Source organism: Agrobacterium vitis, assembly GCF_013426735.1.
GTDB lineage: Bacteria > Pseudomonadota > Alphaproteobacteria > Rhizobiales > Rhizobiaceae > Allorhizobium > Allorhizobium vitis_D.
In genome coordinates this window covers 3,128,692-3,146,918 of record NZ_AP023272.1, presented here as the reverse complement: position 1 = coordinate 3,146,918, position 18,227 = coordinate 3,128,692, and the positions used below count along the sequence as shown (strand labels likewise).

19 protein-coding genes are annotated in these 18,227 nt (G+C 56.6%); 8 read left to right on the top strand and 11 right to left on the bottom strand.

Annotated elements, in window-relative coordinates; genetic code table 11:
* Positions 1-32: 32 nt before the first annotated feature.
* From H1Y61_RS14695 to H1Y61_RS14685, 3 genes are all read right to left on the bottom strand, one after another.
* Entirely contained in the window at positions 33-656 is a 624-nt protein-coding gene (locus tag H1Y61_RS14695; protein WP_180573025.1) for a DUF4276 family protein, read from the bottom strand.
* A complete protein-coding gene (locus H1Y61_RS14690) occupies positions 653-1,753 on the bottom strand; it encodes an AAA family ATPase (RefSeq protein WP_180573024.1) in 1,101 nt (366 codons plus the stop codon). Before H1Y61_RS14690 ends, H1Y61_RS14695 begins: the two co-directional genes overlap by 4 nt.
* 97 nt (positions 1,754-1,850) lie before the next feature.
* Positions 1,851-3,998 (bottom strand): S9 family peptidase, encoded by a 2,148-nt coding sequence (locus tag H1Y61_RS14685; RefSeq protein ID WP_180573023.1) that lies wholly within the window; start codon positions 3,996-3,998, stop codon positions 1,851-1,853.
* Positions 3,999-4,218: 220 nt separating this feature from the next.
* On the opposite strand from H1Y61_RS14685, the gene H1Y61_RS14680 reads away from it, so the two are divergent.
* The gene (locus H1Y61_RS14680; RefSeq protein WP_015915321.1) at positions 4,219-4,608 is read left to right on the top strand and encodes a DUF930 domain-containing protein; all 390 of its coding nucleotides are present in this window, start codon (positions 4,219-4,221) and stop codon (positions 4,606-4,608) included.
* Positions 4,609-4,636: 28 nt separating this feature from the next.
* Here H1Y61_RS14680 and H1Y61_RS14675 read toward each other — a convergent pair whose 3' ends face one another.
* The gene (locus H1Y61_RS14675) at positions 4,637-5,737 is read right to left on the bottom strand and encodes an AI-2E family transporter (protein WP_174110260.1); all 1,101 of its coding nucleotides are present in this window, start codon (positions 5,735-5,737) and stop codon (positions 4,637-4,639) included.
* A gap of 812 nt (positions 5,738-6,549) precedes the next feature.
* On the opposite strand from H1Y61_RS14675, the gene H1Y61_RS14670 reads away from it, so the two are divergent.
* Complete coding sequence (locus H1Y61_RS14670; protein ID WP_235680755.1) at positions 6,550-8,172, top strand: FAD-dependent oxidoreductase; 1,623 nt, start codon at positions 6,550-6,552, stop codon at positions 8,170-8,172.
* A gap of 164 nt (positions 8,173-8,336) precedes the next feature.
* The gene (locus H1Y61_RS14665) at positions 8,337-9,116 is read left to right on the top strand and encodes a polysaccharide deacetylase family protein (protein WP_180573021.1); all 780 of its coding nucleotides are present in this window, start codon (positions 8,337-8,339) and stop codon (positions 9,114-9,116) included.
* Positions 9,117-9,119: 3 nt separating this feature from the next.
* On the opposite strand, the gene H1Y61_RS14660 is transcribed toward H1Y61_RS14665, so the two are convergent.
* Positions 9,120-10,004, bottom strand: coding sequence for a VOC family protein (locus H1Y61_RS14660; RefSeq protein ID WP_180573020.1), 885 nt, complete (start codon positions 10,002-10,004; stop codon positions 9,120-9,122).
* A gap of 272 nt (positions 10,005-10,276) precedes the next feature.
* On the opposite strand from H1Y61_RS14660, the gene H1Y61_RS14655 reads away from it, so the two are divergent.
* Both H1Y61_RS14655 and H1Y61_RS14650 read left to right on the top strand, forming a co-directional pair.
* Positions 10,277-10,687 carry a universal stress protein gene (locus H1Y61_RS14655; RefSeq protein ID WP_015915326.1) on the top strand — a complete coding sequence of 137 codons (411 nt, stop codon included), beginning with the start codon at positions 10,277-10,279 and terminating at the stop codon, positions 10,685-10,687.
* A gap of 40 nt (positions 10,688-10,727) precedes the next feature.
* The gene (locus H1Y61_RS14650; RefSeq protein ID WP_180573019.1) at positions 10,728-11,045 is read left to right on the top strand and encodes a TraR/DksA family transcriptional regulator; all 318 of its coding nucleotides are present in this window, start codon (positions 10,728-10,730) and stop codon (positions 11,043-11,045) included.
* Positions 11,046-11,072: 27 nt separating this feature from the next.
* Here the strand turns inward: H1Y61_RS14650 and H1Y61_RS14645 are convergent, their stop codons facing one another.
* On the bottom strand, positions 11,073-11,450 hold the full coding sequence (locus H1Y61_RS14645; RefSeq protein ID WP_180573018.1) for an MAPEG family protein: 378 nt from the start codon (positions 11,448-11,450) through the stop codon (positions 11,073-11,075).
* A 370-nt stretch (positions 11,451-11,820) separates the two neighbouring features.
* Here H1Y61_RS14645 and trhA point away from each other — a divergent pair, with 370 nt between their 5' ends.
* Entirely contained in the window at positions 11,821-12,471 is a 651-nt protein-coding gene (trhA, locus tag H1Y61_RS14640; RefSeq protein ID WP_180573017.1) for a PAQR family membrane homeostasis protein TrhA, read from the top strand.
* A 99-nt stretch (positions 12,472-12,570) separates the two neighbouring features.
* Here the strand turns inward: trhA and H1Y61_RS14635 are convergent, their stop codons facing one another.
* Positions 12,571-13,302: a Crp/Fnr family transcriptional regulator gene (locus tag H1Y61_RS14635; protein ID WP_180573016.1), complete on the bottom strand. Its 732-nt coding sequence runs from the start codon at positions 13,300-13,302 to the stop codon at positions 12,571-12,573.
* Between the two features lie 572 nt (positions 13,303-13,874).
* On the opposite strand from H1Y61_RS14635, the gene H1Y61_RS14630 reads away from it, so the two are divergent.
* On the top strand, positions 13,875-14,381 hold the full coding sequence (locus H1Y61_RS14630; protein WP_180573015.1) for a GNAT family N-acetyltransferase: 507 nt from the start codon (positions 13,875-13,877) through the stop codon (positions 14,379-14,381).
* Here H1Y61_RS14630 and H1Y61_RS14625 read toward each other — a convergent pair whose 3' ends face one another.
* Complete coding sequence (locus tag H1Y61_RS14625; RefSeq protein WP_180573014.1) at positions 14,382-15,119, bottom strand: hypothetical protein; 738 nt, start codon at positions 15,117-15,119, stop codon at positions 14,382-14,384.
* A gap of 164 nt (positions 15,120-15,283) precedes the next feature.
* Between H1Y61_RS14625 and H1Y61_RS14620 the strand changes: the two genes are divergently transcribed.
* Positions 15,284-16,372, top strand: coding sequence for a helix-turn-helix domain-containing protein (locus H1Y61_RS14620; protein WP_235680752.1), 1,089 nt, complete (start codon positions 15,284-15,286; stop codon positions 16,370-16,372).
* A gap of 223 nt (positions 16,373-16,595) precedes the next feature.
* On the opposite strand, the gene H1Y61_RS14615 is transcribed toward H1Y61_RS14620, so the two are convergent.
* The 3 genes from H1Y61_RS14615 to H1Y61_RS14605 all read right to left on the bottom strand — a co-directional run bounded on the left by H1Y61_RS14615 (position 16,596) and on the right by H1Y61_RS14605 (position 18,219).
* Entirely contained in the window at positions 16,596-17,027 is a 432-nt protein-coding gene (locus H1Y61_RS14615) for a Ros/MucR family transcriptional regulator (protein WP_015915334.1), read from the bottom strand.
* Positions 17,028-17,440: 413 nt separating this feature from the next.
* On the bottom strand, positions 17,441-17,806 hold the full coding sequence (gene mnhG / locus H1Y61_RS14610) for a monovalent cation/H(+) antiporter subunit G (RefSeq protein WP_015915335.1): 366 nt from the start codon (positions 17,804-17,806) through the stop codon (positions 17,441-17,443).
* Positions 17,806-18,219 carry a cation:proton antiporter gene (locus H1Y61_RS14605; protein WP_180574513.1) on the bottom strand — a complete coding sequence of 138 codons (414 nt, stop codon included), beginning with the start codon at positions 18,217-18,219 and terminating at the stop codon, positions 17,806-17,808. The genes mnhG and H1Y61_RS14605 overlap by 1 nt, the downstream gene beginning before the upstream one ends.
* Positions 18,220-18,227 lie beyond the last annotated feature (8 nt).

Genomic DNA, 18,227 nt, shown 5'->3' with positions numbered 1-18,227 from the left:
GGCCTCCAAATCAAGCCCTCAGTGAATCAAAATCAGGCCGATTTGCAAACCCGGTTTATGAGTGTGCGGCCTAAACCGATGTCACCGGCTATGATCGGCCCATGGAATGTTTTCTGATACCCCGGCATGGCGGCAAGAATACGCTTTGAAGGTGCCGTTTGTGGACTGTCATTGATATCTTCGGGGGCGGTGCTCATGCTCACGCTGCGCAACGGGTTCAGCACGGAATCGTCATTCGTCCACATTTCAAAAGCAGCAATATCCGTAAAGAGCAAAGCTTCGAATTCGTGGACGATCAAATTGGCCAGGAAATTGGTGCATCCAATATCGGCGCTAAGCTTTTCCTCGAGGTAAGCGGCTTTGTCCGCGCCGATTTGGATGGAGGTGTAGGCAGGATCAGCCTTGCCGGGAAAATCATCTGGAAGTGCGTAAAGATCGAACATCGTGGTTATCCATGCGCTCGTGTCTTGCTTGCACAGTTTTTCGATCTGCGGCTTTACCTTGGAATAACGGCTTATACCGCCTTTGTGTCCGGGACTGGTCTTTACAACGATCGGCGTAAGATAAAGGCCGGAATGAGCATAGTATGGCGCAAGCAATTGGCTGACAAAGGCCTCCTCTGTTTGCCCTTCGACCAGTAATTTGATGCGCATCATAGGCCCGGCCTCCCGCCGAGCAGGTTCTTTTTCCAAAGCTCGCCGAGACTGTAATCTTCCAGCCAGTCTTTCAGTTCGTCTGGATCGGGCCGCTTGAAGGTCGAGGCCCCGCCACGCTTATCCACCACGATCAGGTCTTCGGCATCGAAACAATCGACCAGTTCGACGGATTGGGTGGAGACGATCAGTTGATGGGTCTCGGACACCGATTTCATCAGCCCGGCCAGTACATTGATTGCGTAGGGATGCAGGCCCAGCTCCGGCTCGTCGATCAGGATGGTCGCTGGCATGAACTCGTCTGGTTGTAGCAGCAGTGTGGCGAGGCAGATGAACCGCAAGGTGCCATCGGACAAAGCGCTGGCGAAAAACGGTTCGTCCTGACCTGCTTCGGTCCATTCAAGCTGGATCTTATCCGGATTGTTCACAGTCGGACGGAGGTGGAAGTTCCCGAAGAATGGCGCGACCAGGCGAATGGTCTTGACGATGCGCTGGTAATGCTCTGGGTGGTAGTCACGGATGCGCAAGAGGAAGGCTGCAAGATTGCGGGCGTCTTCGCGCATAAATTCGTTGTCGTTAAGATTGTGGATTTGCTTGACGTGGGCGCTGGAACTGGTGTCGTGGAAATGAAAGACCCGCCATTTCCGCATTAAACTGGCCGTGTCTTCGGGCGAAATTTGAAAAATTGGATGCGTTTCTAATGCGCTTTCATATGATCCATTGCACTCTATTCCGAAGGGAATACTTGGCCAATTTACCTTCTCCGTTTCTATAAAGAGTCTGTTGTCGGCGGTAGCAATGATTTTCAAATAATATTCGTCTTTTCCGATCTCCACTCCCAAAGAGAGTGCTTCAGTCTTCTTCCGCCCAAAATGCAAGATCGCATCCGGACCACCAGCCTGCCCAACGGTCACTTGCAATTGCCTATCCAAAATCTTCCGCAGAAACCCGAAAAACCCAATAAAATTGGATTTTCCCGCTCCATTGCCCCCGATCAAGATATTGATACGTCCAAGCTCGATGTCGCATGTCTCAATGGACTTGTAGCCCTTCACGATGAGCCGGGAAATCTGGCCGGGTTGGGTGACCTGCTTGATCATGAAAGGCGGTTCTCTTGGTTGAGAGGGTATCCAGCTTATTGTTTTATCTGAGCTATCGGGCGGATCAAGAGCGGCTTTCGCCGCTCCCGTACCAATCTCACATCTTCCCCGCCACCTTCACCGCGAAGGCATATTCAAACGCAACCTCTTCCAGCCGCTGGAAGCGCCCGGATTTGCCGCCGTGGCCGGCGGACATGTTGGTTTTCAGCAGATATGGTCCGGCATCGGGTGCGTTTTCGCGCAGTTTGGCCACCCATTTGGTTGGTTCCCAATAGGTGACGCGGGGGTCGGTGAGGCCGGATAGGGCCAGAATAGGCGGATAGGATTTTTTGCCTACGTTGTCATAGGGGCTATAGGCGGCGATCCAGCGGTATTCTTCTTCTGACTCGATCGGGTTGCCCCATTCCGGCCATTCCGGCGGGGTCAGCGGCAGGGTGTCGTCCAACATGGTGTTGAGCACATCGACGAAGGGGACGGCGGCGATGATGCCGGCGAATTTTTCCGGTGCCATATTGGCAACGGCCCCCATCAACATGCCGCCGGCGGAGCCGCCTTCGGCGATAATCTTGTCGTAAGCGGTGAAGCCTTCTTTCACCAAATGGTCGGCGGCAGAGATGAAGTCCTTGAAGGTGTTGACCTTATTCTCCATCTTGCCGTCTTCATACCATTGGAAGCCCTTGTCCTTGCCGCCGCGGATATGGGCGATGGCATAGACGAAACCCCGGTCGGCCAGCGACAGGCAATTGGTGTTGAAACCAGCCGGAATGGTCACACCGTAGGCGCCGTAGCCGTAAAGCAGGCAGGGGGCGGACCCATCCAGCGCCGTGTCCTTGCGATAGAGCAGCGTGACCGGCACATCGACGCCATCATGCGCCTTGGCGAATACCCGGCGGGTCACATAATCCTCGGCCTTATGGCCCGATGGCACTTCCTGGGTTTTCAGCAGTACCCGCTCCCGGCTCACCATGTCATAATCATAGAGCTGGCTGGGCGTCGTCATCGACGAATAGGAAAAGCGGATGACGGTGGCATCATATTCGGCAGCGCCTGACAGACCAAGCGAATAAGCTTCCTCGGCAAAATCGATGGCGTGTTCTTCACCGGTCTTGCGGTCGCGGATCATGATGCGCGGCAGGCCATCGCGGCGTTCCAGCCACAGCAGATGTCCAGCAAAGGCCATATGCGACAGGATAAGACGGCCCGGCACATGGGGAACGAGGTCTTTCCAGTTCTCCTTGCCCGGCGCGCTGACCGGCGCTTCCATGATTTTGAAATCCTGGGCACCATCGGCATTGGTCAGGATGTAGAACACATTGCCGCCCTCGGTCATCGAATATTCGACGCCTTCCTCGCGCTCAGCCACCAGCTTAGGTTCTGCCGTCAGATCTTTGGTGGAGAGCAGCCGGTATTCCGAGGTCTCGTGATCGTGGATGTCGATATAGATAAAGTCGTCGAGCAGCGACCCGCCGACACCCATGAAGAAGCCGGGGTCCTTTTCCTCATAGACCAGCCGGTCGGAGGATTGCGGCTCGCCGATAATATGGTGGAAGACTTTGGACGGACGGTGGTTTTCATCCTGAAGCGTATAGAAAAAGCTCTTTCCATCCGGTGCCCAGACGCCGCCACCAGCGGTATTGTCCAGCACATCGGCCAGATCTTCGCCGGTTTTGAGATCGCGGATGCGCAGCGTGTAATATTCCGACCCCTTGTCGTCATAGCCCCAGATGCCACGGGCATGATCATTGCTATGGTCGATGCCGGACAGGCGGAAATAATCCTTGCCCGCCGCTTCCTTGTCACCATCCAGCAGCAATTCGCGCAGGCTCTCGTCCTTCGGGTCGCCGTCGCGTGGAATGCGGAAATAGCGCGGCTGCTCGCCACCGGTCACGAACGCCGAACCGTAAGCATAAGGGCCGTCCTTCATCGGGATGGAGCTGTCATCCTCCTTGATCCGGCCTTTCATCTCGGCAAACAGCTGCTGTTGCAGCGGCTTGGTATCGGCCATGGCCGCGTCCATATAGATGTTTTCGGCCTCAAGAACTGCGCGGATCTCAGGGTCGAGGATCGAGGTGTCCTTAAACATCTGCTGCCAGTTATCGGCCCGCAGCCAGGCATAGTCGTCAATGCGGGTAATGCCGTGGCGGGTGTCGCTCAGCGGTTTCTTCTGGACCGTGGGGGCGGCGGGCAGGTTGGCAAACAGGGACTTTGAGGATGAAGACAAGAGCAATCTCGCTTTTTTTGGCATAGGCGGGGTTTGGTATAAGGCCGGTGTTACGTAGGATGTGTTGCATGAGAGATAGGCGCCCGCCCACCACCGATCAAGCAGAAATCGGTGGTCCCGGCCATGGCCGGTGCCAGCGACAGAGGAAGCCGATCACAAATGCGGGATGCACGTTTTGAGTGCTGGCTTCGCCAGAAGTCAGGCAATACATTCCGCCGAATCGGTATCTGTTAGGAAATTCTATATGCGATTGATGATTTTAGGGGGGGGTTTGGCGATGGTTTTTGCGCAATCGGCCTTTGCGCTTGACGCCGCTGCCACCCGCCAGCTCAAGTCGCTGTCGCCGGCCGAGCGGCTGGAACAGCGCTGCGACATGGAGGCGATGAGCCGGATCGGCAAGGACAGCAAAACCTATTCGCCCGACAAGGTGATCGCCTATACCTTCGCCCAGACCAAGGCCGACGGCAACCGGCTGAAGGCGCCGGGCGCGGTGTTTCGCAGCAAGGGCCACTGGTATCGGCTGAAATATCAATGTGAGACCGGCAACCAGCGCCTGGACGTGAAGAATTTCAGCTATCAGGTGGGCGCAGAGGTGCCTAAGGAAAGCTGGAGCAAATATTACCTGTATAATTGACGAGCAACCAGCCGTAGGGTGATGAGTTTCACCCTGGCAGTTTCGGTTTCGGCGCTGCATGGGGCGCCAGTTCGGTGAAGATCGCCTTGCCGATCAGCGCCAGAGGCACGGCCAACATGGCGCCCGCCGCGCCCCAGACCCAGGTCCAGAAGATGATGGCGACGAACACGCCAAAGGCGTTGATCTCCATACGCCGTCCCATCACGGCTGGCGTCACCAGATTTTCCACTGCCGCATGCACGGTGAAAAAGGCAATGGCGGGCAGCAGGCCAAACAGCAGGCTGCTATGGGTCAGCATTCCGGCCACGGCCAGTGCAAAGGTCATGGCGGTGACGCCGAGAAAAGGCACGAAGCTGGAGAGAAAGGCGAAGAAGCCCCAGAGTACCGGCAGCGTCAGCCCGCCAACCCAGGCAATCAGCAGGGCGCAGCAACCGACGCCCGCGTAGATTACCGAAGCGGTGGCAAAGTAGAAGCCCAGCGCCGTTTCAATCGCATTGATGCTGCGGATGGCCGAGAGCCGCCGGGCGCGATCGCGGAAAGAGACGATCAGAGTTTTGCGGATCGACACCCGTCCCGCCAGAAACAGCACCAATGCGGCAAAGAAAATCAATGTCTGGACGATGGCGGGCGTCACCTGGCTTGCCACTGTCGAAAGAATACCGCCGCCATTTTCCAGCATTTTGTCGAGGTTGATAGGGCCGTTGCCGCTGGCCAGCCTGTCCAGATGCAGCCAGTGAAAGCGTTGAAAATAGGGTGTGAACCGATCCATCATGGTCTGGCCAATGCTGGGGATGTCCTGCGCCAGTTCCATCAGCGGTCCTGCCAGCGTGTTGGCAATGATCGTCACCAACGTGAAAAGCGCTGTGGTCAGCAGCACGGCGCTCATCATCGGCGGCACACCCAGTGCCTCCAGCCGGTCTGCTGCCAGACCCAGGATAAGGCCGACCACAACCGCAAGCGTCAGGGGCATAAGTATGGTACCCGCGTAGTGCAGCGCGGCAATTGCCACAATCAGGAAGAGCCCGATAACCGCCCAGGCCTGCGCCAGTTCCAGTGCCGTCTTGCGGTGCCGGCCCAGCCGCGTTTCCGCCGGCTGCAAAATCCGCCGCTTCACCGTGTCATCCATCATGTCCGTTTACGTCCCCATCGGTGCCATCATTGTCTGCGGCCATGCTGGCACCAGACGGTGCAAAGCCGCAACATGTTATATTTACTACATAATCTTTTCAGATTGCCAGCAGCTCGACCTTCGCATCGCCATTTGGCGCTATGGCTCGACGCTCTCCCAGAGAGTGCCGCTGAGGGGCGTCTTGACAAGCAATCTGTAATTAACGCGCAGAACGGGCAGTGGTTCCGCCCAGATTTTGCCTTGCTTGCGCCACTTTGGTGCGAATTGCGGGATTCAAGGGTTGTATCAATTTGGGGCAGGTGATCGAAACAGGTCGCGTTTCTGCACGACATGCGCGCTAAATCAAGGGTTGCAGCCGTGAGCGTCAGCCTCCTTTCGTAAAATCCACTATTATTACAGGGGTCTACAAAAAATCGGCATTTTGAACCTGCATCCATGGAGATATGGAGGTTTTTGTAACTATCCGAAACAAAAAACCCCTGACCCTGGCAGGTAACTGCTCCAAAAAAATAGAGATGCACCCAATAAAAGTGTCTGAAAAGTGTAAAAACCAAGATTTGTATTAGGGTTGGAAAAACAAAAAATGCAACTGAAAATATGTGTTTTTTGGCGCGGTTTCCAATACATTGATAGAGTAAATAATATGTACAAGGCGGATGACTATGCGTTTCATTATGGGTCGTCGAGTGTTTGTTGCTGGAGCGGCTAGTCTTTTTGCGTTGAGACCAAGTTTTGCACAGCAAGCGACCTATGATGTTATTGTCTATGGAATGACAAGCGGCGGGATTACCGCTGCCATACAGGCAAAAGTCATGGGAAGAACCGTGGCAATTGTTGGCGGCTGGCGTGAACGTCATCCCGGTGGGATGATGTCGGGCGGGCTTGGCGGCACCGATGTCGAGGCCGGCAGCGCCTTCGGCGGTCTGGCGCGCCATGTGATTTCCAGGATCAATCAAGAGGCCCAGGTGGCCGACGACCGGTTCTCCTTCGAGCCCCGCTTTGCCCAGGCCGTGTTTGAAAAACTGCTGCGCGAATATGATATTCCGGTGTTTAAAAGCCGTGGTGTGCTGCGGGTCGCCAAGACCGGACCCCGGATCGAGGCGATGGAAACGGTTGACCGCCGGGTGTTCAATGGCCGTGTCTTCATCGACGCCAGCTATGAAGGCGACCTGATGGCCGCGTCAGGCGTTTCCTGGACCGTCGGCCGCGAGCCGCAGGACGGCGACAATGTGCTGAACGGTTTTCGCGGAACCCGGACCGATTCCTGGGGCGACAATCATAATTTCCAGCTGCATCGCCGCTTCGAGCGGGTGATCGGTCAGGTCGGCGTCGATCCTTTCGTCACTGAGGGCGTGGCCGCCAGCGGGCTTTTGCCAGGCATCCGTAATTATCCTTCCCCGGAAGTTGGCGCGGGCGACCGGGCTGTGCAGGCCTATAATTTCCGCATGACCATGACGCGCGATCCGGCCCGCAGGGTGGATCTGCCCTCGACACCGCCGCCGGGCTTCGATCCGACCCGTTACGAATTGCTGTTCCGCTGGATCAAGGCGCTTGGCGAACGCGGCCAGCTCGCGGATGCGGAAAACGCCGTCAAGATGCAGTTTTTTCTGCATAACGATCTTGGCAACGGCATTTTCGACATCAACAATCGCGGTGCGGTCTCTACCGATTACATCGGCGGCTCCTGGGGCTATCCGCAGGCCGATTACGGCATGCGTGAAAAGATCTGGAAAGCCCATGAGCGCTGGACGCGGGGCCTGTTCTACGCGCTGCAATACCATAAGGACGCGCGCATGCCGGGCGCTCTGCGCGATGTGTTCCTTGATTATGGTCTGGACGGCCAGCATTATCAGGACCCGCACGAAAACGATGAGGCGCACTGGCCCTATCAGCTCTATGTGCGGGAAGCCCGGCGCATGGTGTCCGACCATCAGATGACCGGCCACGACGTGACTGCTGCCGACGACCAGGAATTGCGCGACAACAACACGATTTCCACCGGGTCCTACAAGCGTGACAGCCACCATACCCAGCGCATCGTCCGTACCACAGTCAACATGCTCGGTACGCCGACGCTCAGTGTCTGGAACGAGGGCAATTTCGAGGCTGAGGCTGGCGGCGCTGACCGGATCTTCACCATTCCGCTGTCGGCCATCGTGCCGCGCCGGGCGGAATGCACCAATCTGATGTCGATCTTCGCGCTCAGCGCCACCCATGAAGCCTTCGGGGCGATCCGCATGGAAATGAGCCTGATGCAAACAGGACAGTCGGCAGGTGCCGCTGCCGCGCTCGTCGCTGTCAGCCGGGCCGATATTCAGGACGTGTCCTATGATGAGCTGATTTCCAGCCTCTACGTCCCACCGGGCGCCAAGCCCTCGGTTCTGCCGCGCGATCCCAACAGCCAGGCGCTGGCTTTCAACCTTCAGAGGTCGTGAGGAAGGGTCAGCGAGCCGCTCTGTCGATAAAATTCTCTTGACGGCAGCACGATAGAAGCGTTTTTCCCGAAACGCTTTCTTCAAGGCAGGATGCAGCATCCCAGATCTTGGTATGAGGGCCTTGGTATCACGGCCATCTGGCTGGCAGGCGCGAGAAGAGTGTCATGGTTGTTTTGGATGTCCGTCGGATCGGTATTTACCTGTCATCACTGCTTTTGGGGTCGATGCTCCTGAATGGGGCAGCACAGCCTGCTCTTGCCACTGCCGATGGTTTGATCGAGCCGAAACTGCATATTCATGCCGCCCCGAAAGGGTTGGTGCAGGTGGCGGTGACGCTGGATGCCTGTATGGGCAAGGCCGATATGCGTATTCTCTCCACCCTGTTGGATGACAATATCAAGGCGACGATTTTCGTCACCGGTCGCTGGATCCGCTCCAATCCGCAGGCCGTTGCCGTGTTGAAATCCAGGCCGGACCTGTTCGAAGTGGAAAACCACGGCGAAAACCACATCCCGGCGGTGGATTACCCGACGACCGTCTATGGCATCGCTGCCGCCGGATCGCCGGAAGCCGTTGCCAGGGAAGTGACCGGCGGCGCGGACGCCATGCGGGCCGCGGGGTTTTCTCCGCCACGCTGGTACAGGGATGCTACGGCCAAGTATTCCCCCTCCGCTATCGCCGAGATCAAGGCGATGGGCTACCAGATTGGCGGCTTTTCCATCAATGGCGATTCCGGCTCGCTGCTGGGTGCTAAACAGACCGAGCAGCAATTTGCCCGCGCCAAAAACGGTGACGTGCTGATCGCCCATATCAACCAGCCCACCCACGCCGCGGGCGAAGGTGTGGTTGAAGGGTTGAAAGCGTTGAAGGCAAGGGGCGTGGTGTTTGTGCATCTGAGCGAGGCGGGGCCGGTTGAGGCGGTCAAAGGCCCGCCAGTCAACTGACATTTATCCAGATATGGACGGCACTGAATTCAAGATCAGACCAATTCCCCAGGGATCGGTCAGCCTGTGGCCTTCCGCGCCCCGAGTCACCGGAATTTCCAGCGCCTCCAGTGTCGATAGCGCCTTTTGCAATGCTTCCCACTCGTTAAACGTCAGGGAGTAATCGGCAAGGCCGGTCATCGCTGGGAGGCGAGGGCCAGCGCCCCGGCTGTTCCAGATATTGGCGGCGACATGGTGGTGGTACTGACCGGAGCCAAAGAAGCTGGCGCCGGGATAGGAGGCCATTTTCTTCAATCCCAGCACACCCTCATAAAACCGGTCTGCCTCCGGCACATTGCCGACCTGCAAATGCATATGGCCAATGCTTGAGCCTTCGGGCAGGCCGGTCCATGCCTCATCCGTGGCGCTGTCGTAAAGCTCTTGCAGGCTGAGGGGCAGGGTGGCCATGCCGACCGTGCCATCGGATTGATAGGTCCATTCCAGGGGGTTGCGGTCGCGGTAGATCTCGATGCCATTGCCTTCCGGGTCGGACAGGTAGATCGCCTCACTGACCAGATGATCCGAAGCGCCGTCCAGTTGCACGCCCGAATGAGCGGCATGGCGCAGCCATTGCGCCAGCGCCTGTCGGCTCGGCAAAAGAAAAGCGGTGTGGAACAGCCCGGCTGCCGTGGGCGGCGCAACGGCTGCATCGCTGCGGGTGGTCAGCGTCAGCAGCGGCGTCGTGCCCACCCCCAACACCATGCCGCTGGCTGTGCTCTCCAGCACGGCGAGGCCAATGATCTGTCGGTAGAAGCTGGAGACCATGGCCAGATCGCCGACCACCAGATGCGCCCGTCCGATATGGATCGGGCGGGTCAGGGCAAAGCTTGGGGAGGGATGGGCATCCATGGCGGCAGGTCCGATAGATTGGCGCGAGGGCGCTGGGAACGTCTTGCTCCCTAGATAAAGCCTGCCGGTCGTTTCATGTAGAGGGCATATACGCGAAAGATCGTTCGATAATGCTGAACAGTGGCCTTGCCATCGTTCAATCCTGACGGATTTCCAGGTTTGATCGGAATCAATGCACGGGGGGCACAGCGCGCGCAGGTTGTTGTCGGCAAAGCGGTTCAAGACCGACGACGTTGGCAATACAAAATGCTGGCAATAAGAGGAGAGAGGTCATGTACAGAAAGATCATTGTTCCCGTGGACATTGCGCAATGGGAAAAGGGCGACAAGATCCTGAGAAAGGCGCAGAGCCTGCTGGATGCTGGCGGCGAGATCGTGCTGTTGACCGTGGTCGAGCACCTGCCATCCTATCTCGCCATCGATATTCCGCATGACATCCTCGATGGGGCGGTGGAGGAGGGGCGCACCAAACTCGCCGCGCTGGCGGCTTCGGTTGGGCCTGGCGTGACGACCCAATTGCGGGTCGGTTCGCCCGCCCATGAGATTCTGGCAGTCGCGGCGGAGCAAAAGGCCGACTTGATCATTATCGCTTCGCATATCCCGGATTTTTCCAACTACCTGATCGGGGCGACTGCCGACCGCGTCGTGCGCCACGCCCGATGCGCGGTACTTGTCGACCGGTAATCGTATCCGGGAGGCGTTTCACATTTTGAGGAGATAAATCATGGACATGGATGGATATAGGCAGACGCTGCTCGGACGGCGGTTGGAACTCTCCAGCCGGTTAGGAAAAATTTCCGGCGACCTGTCGGAGCAGCGCAGCGCCGAAAGCGCCGAGCGTGCTATCGAATCGGAAAATGACGAAGTGTTGGAAAGCCTGGGGCAGGCGGGCGAAAACGAGCTGCGCGGCATCGAGGCGGCATTGGCCCGCATGAAGGCCGGCTCCTATGGACGCTGCGTGACCTGCGATTCGGCAATTGCACCCGAGCGGCTCGCCCTTTTGCCCGCCACGCCCTTTTGCCAGGATTGCGCCCCAGCCTGAACAGACGTGCAGACAGGCGCGGCCCGGCTATTGCAGCAGTGCTGCCACCGTGCCGCCCATCAGCAGCAGAAAGGCAGTGACCCAGGAAATCAGCGCGCCGGGACCGCGCTTTTTGGCATCCGCATAATATTCAGCGGCATAGAGTACCCGTGCGCCTGTCCAGCATAGGCCCAGCAACCCGGCCAACTGGTCGGACAGGTAAAAGCCGAAGAGCCAGAGCGATGGCAGGAAGAACACCAATTGCTCGGCGGTGTTCTGTTGAACCCGGTAAATCCGCTCGAAATTCTCATCGCCTGTCATCTTCGGTGCCTTGACCCCAAATTGCTGGCGCGCCCGGGCGACCTTGATGAAGAACCAGTTATAGGCGATCAGCGCCATGAACGTGGCAAGGACTGTAAAGCGCATGTTGCTTCCTGTCAGGGTGGGAGGACGGCGGTTTCACGGACGAAGCCGGGAACGGTCCGACAGCTTTATCCGCAAACGGTTTAAGCCCGGTTGATGACGGCTCCGGCCTGGGTGTTCGGCGCAGATAGTCCAGGCCTTGAAACTGCAATGGTCGATCGAAGAGCGGCAATGGGCGGTCTTGCCAACACGATAGAGTTGACGCATCATGATCACTCCAGGTTGCGGTGTGTGGCCGTCATAGACATAAAATTGACCGGATCGTCAGGCTGATCAGGCTTATATGAAGACGATGAGACAGGCGACATTATCTGGCAATTATTCTCGATTATGCTGTCGGCAGATATTTTAATTTCTTGGGTTGATCATCACGATGGAAGAGTTCCGCTTCGGGCGACACTATGATTTTCACGAATTGCTGGCCGATGGCATTGTGCATGGTGTCGGCGTGGTGTTTGCGCTGGTTGGTGTCACGGCGCTGATTTTCTATGCCACGGTGTTTACCAGCTTTGGCGAGATTGCCGCCAGCTGGATCTATGGCCTTGGCCTGGTGCTGGCGCTGGGCTGTTCCTTCACCTACAATATGTGGCCGCGCTCGACCTTCAAGACCTATCTGCGGCGGCTGGATCATTCGGCGATTTTCGTGCTGATCGCCGCCACCTATACGCCCTTTCTGGAACGCGGCGCCGATGAACCGGCCATTCTCTGTCTGTTGATCGGCATCTGGCTGACGGCGATAACAGGTATCTTCCTGAAATGCCGCTATCCTGGCCGCTATGACCGATTGGCCATCCTGCTGTATCTGGCCATGGGATGGAGCGGTGTGCTGGCGCTGGAGCCGATTTCTGAGCGGCTGCCACCTGTCACCATGGTGTTGATCTTCGTCGGCGGCATTCTTTATTCCGCAGGGGTGATCTTTCACGTCTGGGAGAGACTGCGGTTTCAAAATGCCATCTGGCACGGTTTCGTGGTGGCTGCGGCTGCCGTGCATTATTCCGCCGTGGTTACCGCCATCGGATCTTGAGGCGGCGCGGCTGTATAGCCGAGAAAGTCAGAGTTGGCGTATCATGTTGGCCTCTCGGAGATCAGCGCTTCAATTGCGCTGCGTAAATTGGCCATTCCCTCAGCCGATACCTGAAAAGTCGATCAGTTTTTTCATGCTTATCTCGAGCTTCCTCGGCCCCTTTCGCTGGACGAGGCCGTTTTTTTCCAGCAGCGCAAAAGTACGTGACACTGCTTCTACCGAGGTCCCAAGATAGTCCGCAATATCGTAGCGCAACATCGGAAGCGATAAGGTCGAGTTTTCACGGTCAAAATAGCGATCATGATCCGAACAATCTACTAGAAACGCAGCTAAGCGCTGTGGCAGCTCCAATTGTCCGATTGTGATGGTGTGTCGTTGTGCGGTACGAATTTCGTGGACTGCCTTGACGAAGAAACCCTGCTGAATCCTCGGGTGTTCCAGAAGGAATTTCTCCAGCTTGCGGAACGGAAAGCGGTATACGGAGCAGGGTGTTACCGCCTCTGACGAGTTAACGTACAGTCCCTTTTCCGCCAGACCAAAGATATCGCCTGGCCAGTAAAACGCCACGATCTGCCGTTGACCATCCTTCAGCGAGTGACAGGCCTGAACGACTCCCTCGATAAGCAAATAGAGGAAATCTGCGGGTTCACCTTGCGACAATATCTCTAATTTCGCTGTGCGATACTCTATGATTTCTCCCAGTCGCCCAAGTTCGTACTGTTCATCTGGGCTTAGGGCGATATGTTCCGCGTTCTCATCTCGCTGCGGCGACCATACAGGCGTTGCTCTGATCTGGAGTGGCGGTCGGCTAGCGGGCGAAGAAAGGCTCATGTGTTACATTCTTGCAAGGGGGAAATTAGAACTGATTTTTATCACTGCTTAGGAACGTCTAAAGAATAATTTTCGCTGCTACGATGCTGCATGATGGAACGATTCATTGTGGGAGCCAACACTAACCATTTCCGAAAAACCATTCCAAAGAGAATAACGCGCGTAGTTTCTTGACGTTTCTTTACATTTTCGGAGGAAGAGCGAAAATTTGCAAAATTCGATACCACATTGCGGAAAATAACGACGCAAGATCGACCTTGCGCTGTGATATCAATCTTTATCCGAGCTCAGATCCTTTACAACAGCGTCCGCCCATATCGCAAGGACGATGTTTACTCCGCAAAAGCTACATCAAGGCTTGGACTATTGTTTTTGGTTCAGTCACATGACTGTCATATTCCGCACGTTGAATTTGATCCATTCTTCCATTTCAAGTTGGGGTATTGACCCGTTGTGGAAAGGCCCTTGTCGGGAGCGCCATACGAGGGGCATTGAAGACGACAAATCCTATTTCCGTGCATGGTTTTCTGCGTTAGGACTGTGCGTATCCTATGTCTGTTTCAGGGCTTCTCATGACCACACAGCGCGTAATCCGCGACGCAACCGAAGCGGACCTTGCCGCAATTGTCGGGATTTATAACCATGCCGTCGAGCATACGACCGCCATCTGGAACGAGGCGCTGATCGATGTCGATAATCGTCGTGCCTGGCTGGAACTGCGCCGGGCCAAAGGCTTTCCGGTCCTCGTGGCAGAGGTGGATGGTCGTGTTGCGGGCTATGCCTCCTATGGCGATTGGCGGGCCTTCGATGGCTATCGCCATACGGTTGAGCACTCGGTCTATATCGACAAGGATCACCGCGGCGCAGGGCTGGGCAAGGCGCTGATGCAGGCGTTGATCGAGCGCGCCAAGGCCGGAAATGTGCATGTGATGATCGCCGCCATCGAGGCCGGAAACGCGGCCTCGATTGCCCTGCACGAAAAGCTCGGCTTTCGCCTGGTCGGCATCCACCGCGAGGTCGGCACCAAATTCGGCCGCTGGCTGGATCTGGCGGCGATGGAACTGATGATTGCGCGTTGATTACTCGATCCTGGCCCGCACCATCTCACCGCGAATGGTAATGGCAGGGTGGACACCCGGCGTATTGGGCAGGGCGCTGTCGATATAGGAGGCGGTGGCCTCGACCAGATAGCTGATCGATGTGGGGGTGAGGAAGCGCAGGGTGGCGTCCATCATCCGGCCGGACAGAAGGATGGTTTCATCCTTGCTGATGGTCTTGAAAAACGCCTGCACCCGCAGCGCAGCGCCTGAAACATCCAGCGTGCTCGCATGGCCGTCCAGAGTGAAATCCCCAGCATCGGCCCGCACATTGACGATGGAAAAATCGCCATCAAGGCCGATGCGGGCGGCTTTCTGGCGGATCAGCACGGCCGATTGCGGACGCAGATTGGCCTTGAGCTTTATGGTGCAATCCGACCAGTCAAAATAGCGCGACATGTCGGCGACATCGACAACCAGGGTGTCGTTGTCGATATGCATCCGGCCACTGTCGGAGCAGTCGCGGGCATGCCAGCCAGATTGCCAGAGCGAGCCCCAGCCGTCTCGCTCGCCTGTCAGGGTGGCAGTCAGCGGCGTGCCGGGGTCGGTGGTTACGGAAATCAGGCTGGCGGCGCCATCGACGCGCAGTTTGGAGATAGCCGACAGATCAAGCGGCGCGCCAATCGGCACATCGTGCCGCCATAGCGCCATGGCCCGATCCATGGCGGCGATGCAAACAAGTCCTACGGCAATGCCAAGCACGATCACACGTTTTTTCATGAGGTTCACTCCAATGGGTTGCGATGCGCCAATCTTTGCCAAAGGAGGTCATGCTGCGACCTGAAACACGTTTCGGGTCGTCGCCGATCATGATCGGGGGTATAAGTGCCACTGAAACACATTACGCACCCGCTCAAAAATCCTTGTTCCATGATCTTTGTCCCATGATCTTCCTGCCGATTTCCTTTTTCGTCGCACTGCTGCTTGTGACCCTGTTGATCCGGATGCTGCGGCAGGAGGACGCCCCCGCCTCCGCGAGGCCTTTCCTGCTGCTGCTGGCGGTGATGGCGGTCCAATCGGTTCTGGTCGGGTTGCGCTGGGGCTATGGCATGATGCTGGTCATGCCAGCCATGTCGGTTCTCGGAACGGTCATCCCGCCTTTGAGCTTTCTGGCCTTTCGCAGCCTGACCTCGACCCGTGCGGATCGGCAGGATCGTGGTTTCTCGCATGTTGATTGGCTGCATGCTCTGCCGGCTGTCATCGTGCTGGTGCTGAACGGCGTCGGCGGTGGGCCAATCGACGCCATCATCATCCTCACCTTCCTGGCCTATGGACTGGCGCTGCTCTGGCTGGCGCGGCTGGGGCCGGATGGTCTGACGGCCTCGCGTCTGGACGGGGCGCTTCGGTCCTACCGCGCCCTGCAATGCATGGCAGCCTCGCTGCTGGCCTCGGCGGTTGCCGATGTCGTCATCAGCCTCGATTTTGCCTTTGGCGGTGGCCGTCATGCGGCAACTATTGTTTCGGCTTTCATGACCCTGATCCTTCTGGCACTTGGCTTTGCAGCATCACTGGCCGAAAGTGGTGCTTCTTCAGATGAGGGAGACCCTTCAGTTGACAATGGGCGCGAAGAGGAGCGAGCAGGCGACGCTGGCGACAAGCCGGTGCCGAGACCCGCGAGCGAGGAGGACGCGAGGATTGCCATCGCGCTCGCGGCGATGATGGTGGAAAAACAGCTCTACAAGGATGTGGACCTCAACCTTGGCCGGCTGGCGCGTCGCCTCGGCCTTCCCGCCAGATCCGTGTCGAATGCCGTCAACCGGGTGCATGGCATGAGTGTTTCGCAGTATGTCAACAATCACCGCGTGGCAGAGGCCTGCCAACTGCTGCGACACAGCGATGAGCCGATTACCAGCATCGTCTTCGAGGCTGGTTTCATGACCAAGTCCAATTTCAATCGGGAATTTCTGCGGGTTACGGGGCAAAGCCCCAGCGCCTGGCGACGGCAGGAGACGATAGGACAAGCGTGTGCATAGTCGCGCTAGAGTTTGTCAGGGAAAAGTGGAAACCGGTTTTCCCGAAAAGACAAACCAAAGCAAAAGAATCGAGAGTCTGTCTGGTTCAATCTGAACCTGACAGACTCTAGGCAAGCCAACCAAAGGCTATTTGTCGGGATCGGACTGATATCAGCAATCATAAATAAAAATTCCGCAAGCCTTATGAGGCCCACGGAATTGAGGTCTGGCTATCGAATTGGTATTACTTGGCGCGGCGGCGGCGCTGCCCCAGGCCCATTTCCTTGGCGAGGCGCGAGCGGGCTTCCGCATAGGCGGGCGCAACCATCGGGTAATCGACGGGAAGATCCCACTTTTCGCGATATTCTTCCGGGCTCAAGGTGTGATGGGTCATCAAGTGACGCTTCAGCGACTTGAACGATCCACCACATTCCAGGCAGATGATCTGGTCGCCCTGAATCGACTTGCGAACGGCGACGGCAGGCTTCTGCTTTTCGACCACGGATACCACTGGCACCGGTGAGGATGTATTGGACAATGCAGTATGCACATCCGAAATCAGGTGGCTGATGTCCCCGATTGGTACAACATGGTTGCTGACATACGCTGCAACGATATCTGCCGTCAGTTCGACCAGAAGATCGTTTCCTGACGATCCAAATGCCGTTTCACTCATTTTTTTCTCCTGTCATATGTCTGCCTGACGGTTCGTTTGCCACCCACCGCCGACACTGAATTCAAACCAGTTCGACTGGTTTGCGTGATACCCCCACATAAAATCCACTGCCAGCCAGCCAGGATGGCAGTGTTATATTAGATATTTACGCCATTAACCCAAAACTAATCTCCAAATTCATTGTCCGCCTTTGGTCTACAACCCGGGCGGTTGTAACGGCTAAATACATGCTGCTTTTGAACTAGATCGAAATTGAAAACGGTTCAGTGATCCAAATAGTCCTTTTAATCAATTATCAACATCGGGAAAAATGTCCAGTTCCTATTTATCCTAATTCTTGTGCGTGAAAGAATGTAGATCAGATCAAATATGAATGGCACTCTGCTCTTATGATACTTTTAGAACGGTCTCATTCATAATTTGTTAACTAAGTCCTTCTTGCCGTTGCCAATGCCGTTGCTCATTTCATCGAGTACGGTCGCCTGGGCCAGGGGGTATCCGACATGCCGCGCAGCTTTTGCCAGCAGATGGGCGGAGACCGGCGCGGTCAGTACAAAGAAGAAAAACCCACAAAAGGCCCGTGCAAAAACCGACAAATCTGCGGAATTGACGCCAATTGCCAGTAACAGCAGGCCCGATCCCACCGTTCCGGCCTTGGAGGCTGCGTGCATGCGGGTGAACAGATCCGGCAAGCGGTTCAGGCCGATTGCAGCAATCACCGCAAAAAAAGAACCGCCCAGAATTAATACAGATGTTAAAATCGCAGCCGCCATTTCCATTAATCTGTTTCCTTTTGGGACATGTGCTTATTTGTACCAGTCCGCTTGCGCCTGCGCTCCATTCGAGACTTTTCCACAGCTAATTGTTCGGCTGCCGCCCGAATTGCCGGCTCGGTTTCCGGTGTTTCGCCAATCACGCCGCGCACAAAGATGAATCGCGCAAAAGCAATGGTTGTCAGAAACCCGACCAGGCCAAGTGAAATGGCAATATCCATGTAGAGCACATAGCCCGACTTGATCGCAAAAACGGCAATAAAGCCGATGACGATGCCGACCAGCATGTCCAGCGCGATCACCCGGTCGGGCAGGGTCGGGCCACGCATCACCCGGTAGACGGTCAGGAAAAAGGCGATGGCCAGCAACAGCAGCCCGCCATTGCAGGCATGATGGACGAGGAGTTGCGCGGCTGTCATATCGGGAT

What these genes read in the sequence shown, in the direction of transcription:
- H1Y61_RS14630 (WP_180573015.1), top strand. Translation starts at nt 13,875, where the DNA reads ATGACCACACAGCGCGTAATCCGCGACGCAACCGAAGCGGACCTTGCC.
- H1Y61_RS14645 (WP_180573018.1), bottom strand. Translation starts at nt 11,450, where the DNA reads ATGCGCTTTACAGTCCTTGCCACGTTCATGGCGCTGATCGCCTATAAC.
- mnhG (WP_015915335.1), bottom strand. Translation starts at nt 17,806, where the DNA reads ATGGAAATGGCGGCTGCGATTTTAACATCTGTATTAATTCTGGGCGGT.
- H1Y61_RS14690 (WP_180573024.1), bottom strand. Translation starts at nt 1,753, where the DNA reads ATGATCAAGCAGGTCACCCAACCCGGCCAGATTTCCCGGCTCATCGTG.
- H1Y61_RS14615 (WP_015915334.1), bottom strand. Translation starts at nt 17,027, where the DNA reads ATGAGTGAAACGGCATTTGGATCGTCAGGAAACGATCTTCTGGTCGAA.
- H1Y61_RS14680 (WP_015915321.1), top strand. Translation starts at nt 4,219, where the DNA reads ATGCGATTGATGATTTTAGGGGGGGGTTTGGCGATGGTTTTTGCGCAA.
- H1Y61_RS14655 (WP_015915326.1), top strand. Translation starts at nt 10,277, where the DNA reads ATGTACAGAAAGATCATTGTTCCCGTGGACATTGCGCAATGGGAAAAG.
- H1Y61_RS14675 (WP_174110260.1), bottom strand. Translation starts at nt 5,737, where the DNA reads ATGATGGATGACACGGTGAAGCGGCGGATTTTGCAGCCGGCGGAAACG.
- H1Y61_RS14695 (WP_180573025.1), bottom strand. Translation starts at nt 656, where the DNA reads ATGATGCGCATCAAATTACTGGTCGAAGGGCAAACAGAGGAGGCCTTT.
- H1Y61_RS14660 (WP_180573020.1), bottom strand. Translation starts at nt 10,004, where the DNA reads ATGGATGCCCATCCCTCCCCAAGCTTTGCCCTGACCCGCCCGATCCAT.
- trhA (WP_180573017.1), top strand. Translation starts at nt 11,821, where the DNA reads ATGGAAGAGTTCCGCTTCGGGCGACACTATGATTTTCACGAATTGCTG.
- H1Y61_RS14605 (WP_180574513.1), bottom strand. Translation starts at nt 18,219, where the DNA reads ATGACAGCCGCGCAACTCCTCGTCCATCATGCCTGCAATGGCGGGCTG.
- H1Y61_RS14620 (WP_235680752.1), top strand. Translation starts at nt 15,284, where the DNA reads ATGATCTTCCTGCCGATTTCCTTTTTCGTCGCACTGCTGCTTGTGACC.
- H1Y61_RS14670 (WP_235680755.1), top strand. Translation starts at nt 6,550, where the DNA reads ATGGGAAGAACCGTGGCAATTGTTGGCGGCTGGCGTGAACGTCATCCC.
- H1Y61_RS14665 (WP_180573021.1), top strand. Translation starts at nt 8,337, where the DNA reads ATGGTTGTTTTGGATGTCCGTCGGATCGGTATTTACCTGTCATCACTG.
- H1Y61_RS14625 (WP_180573014.1), bottom strand. Translation starts at nt 15,119, where the DNA reads ATGAAAAAACGTGTGATCGTGCTTGGCATTGCCGTAGGACTTGTTTGC.
- H1Y61_RS14635 (WP_180573016.1), bottom strand. Translation starts at nt 13,302, where the DNA reads ATGAGCCTTTCTTCGCCCGCTAGCCGACCGCCACTCCAGATCAGAGCA.
- H1Y61_RS14685 (WP_180573023.1), bottom strand. Translation starts at nt 3,998, where the DNA reads ATGCCAAAAAAAGCGAGATTGCTCTTGTCTTCATCCTCAAAGTCCCTG.
- H1Y61_RS14650 (WP_180573019.1), top strand. Translation starts at nt 10,728, where the DNA reads ATGGACATGGATGGATATAGGCAGACGCTGCTCGGACGGCGGTTGGAA.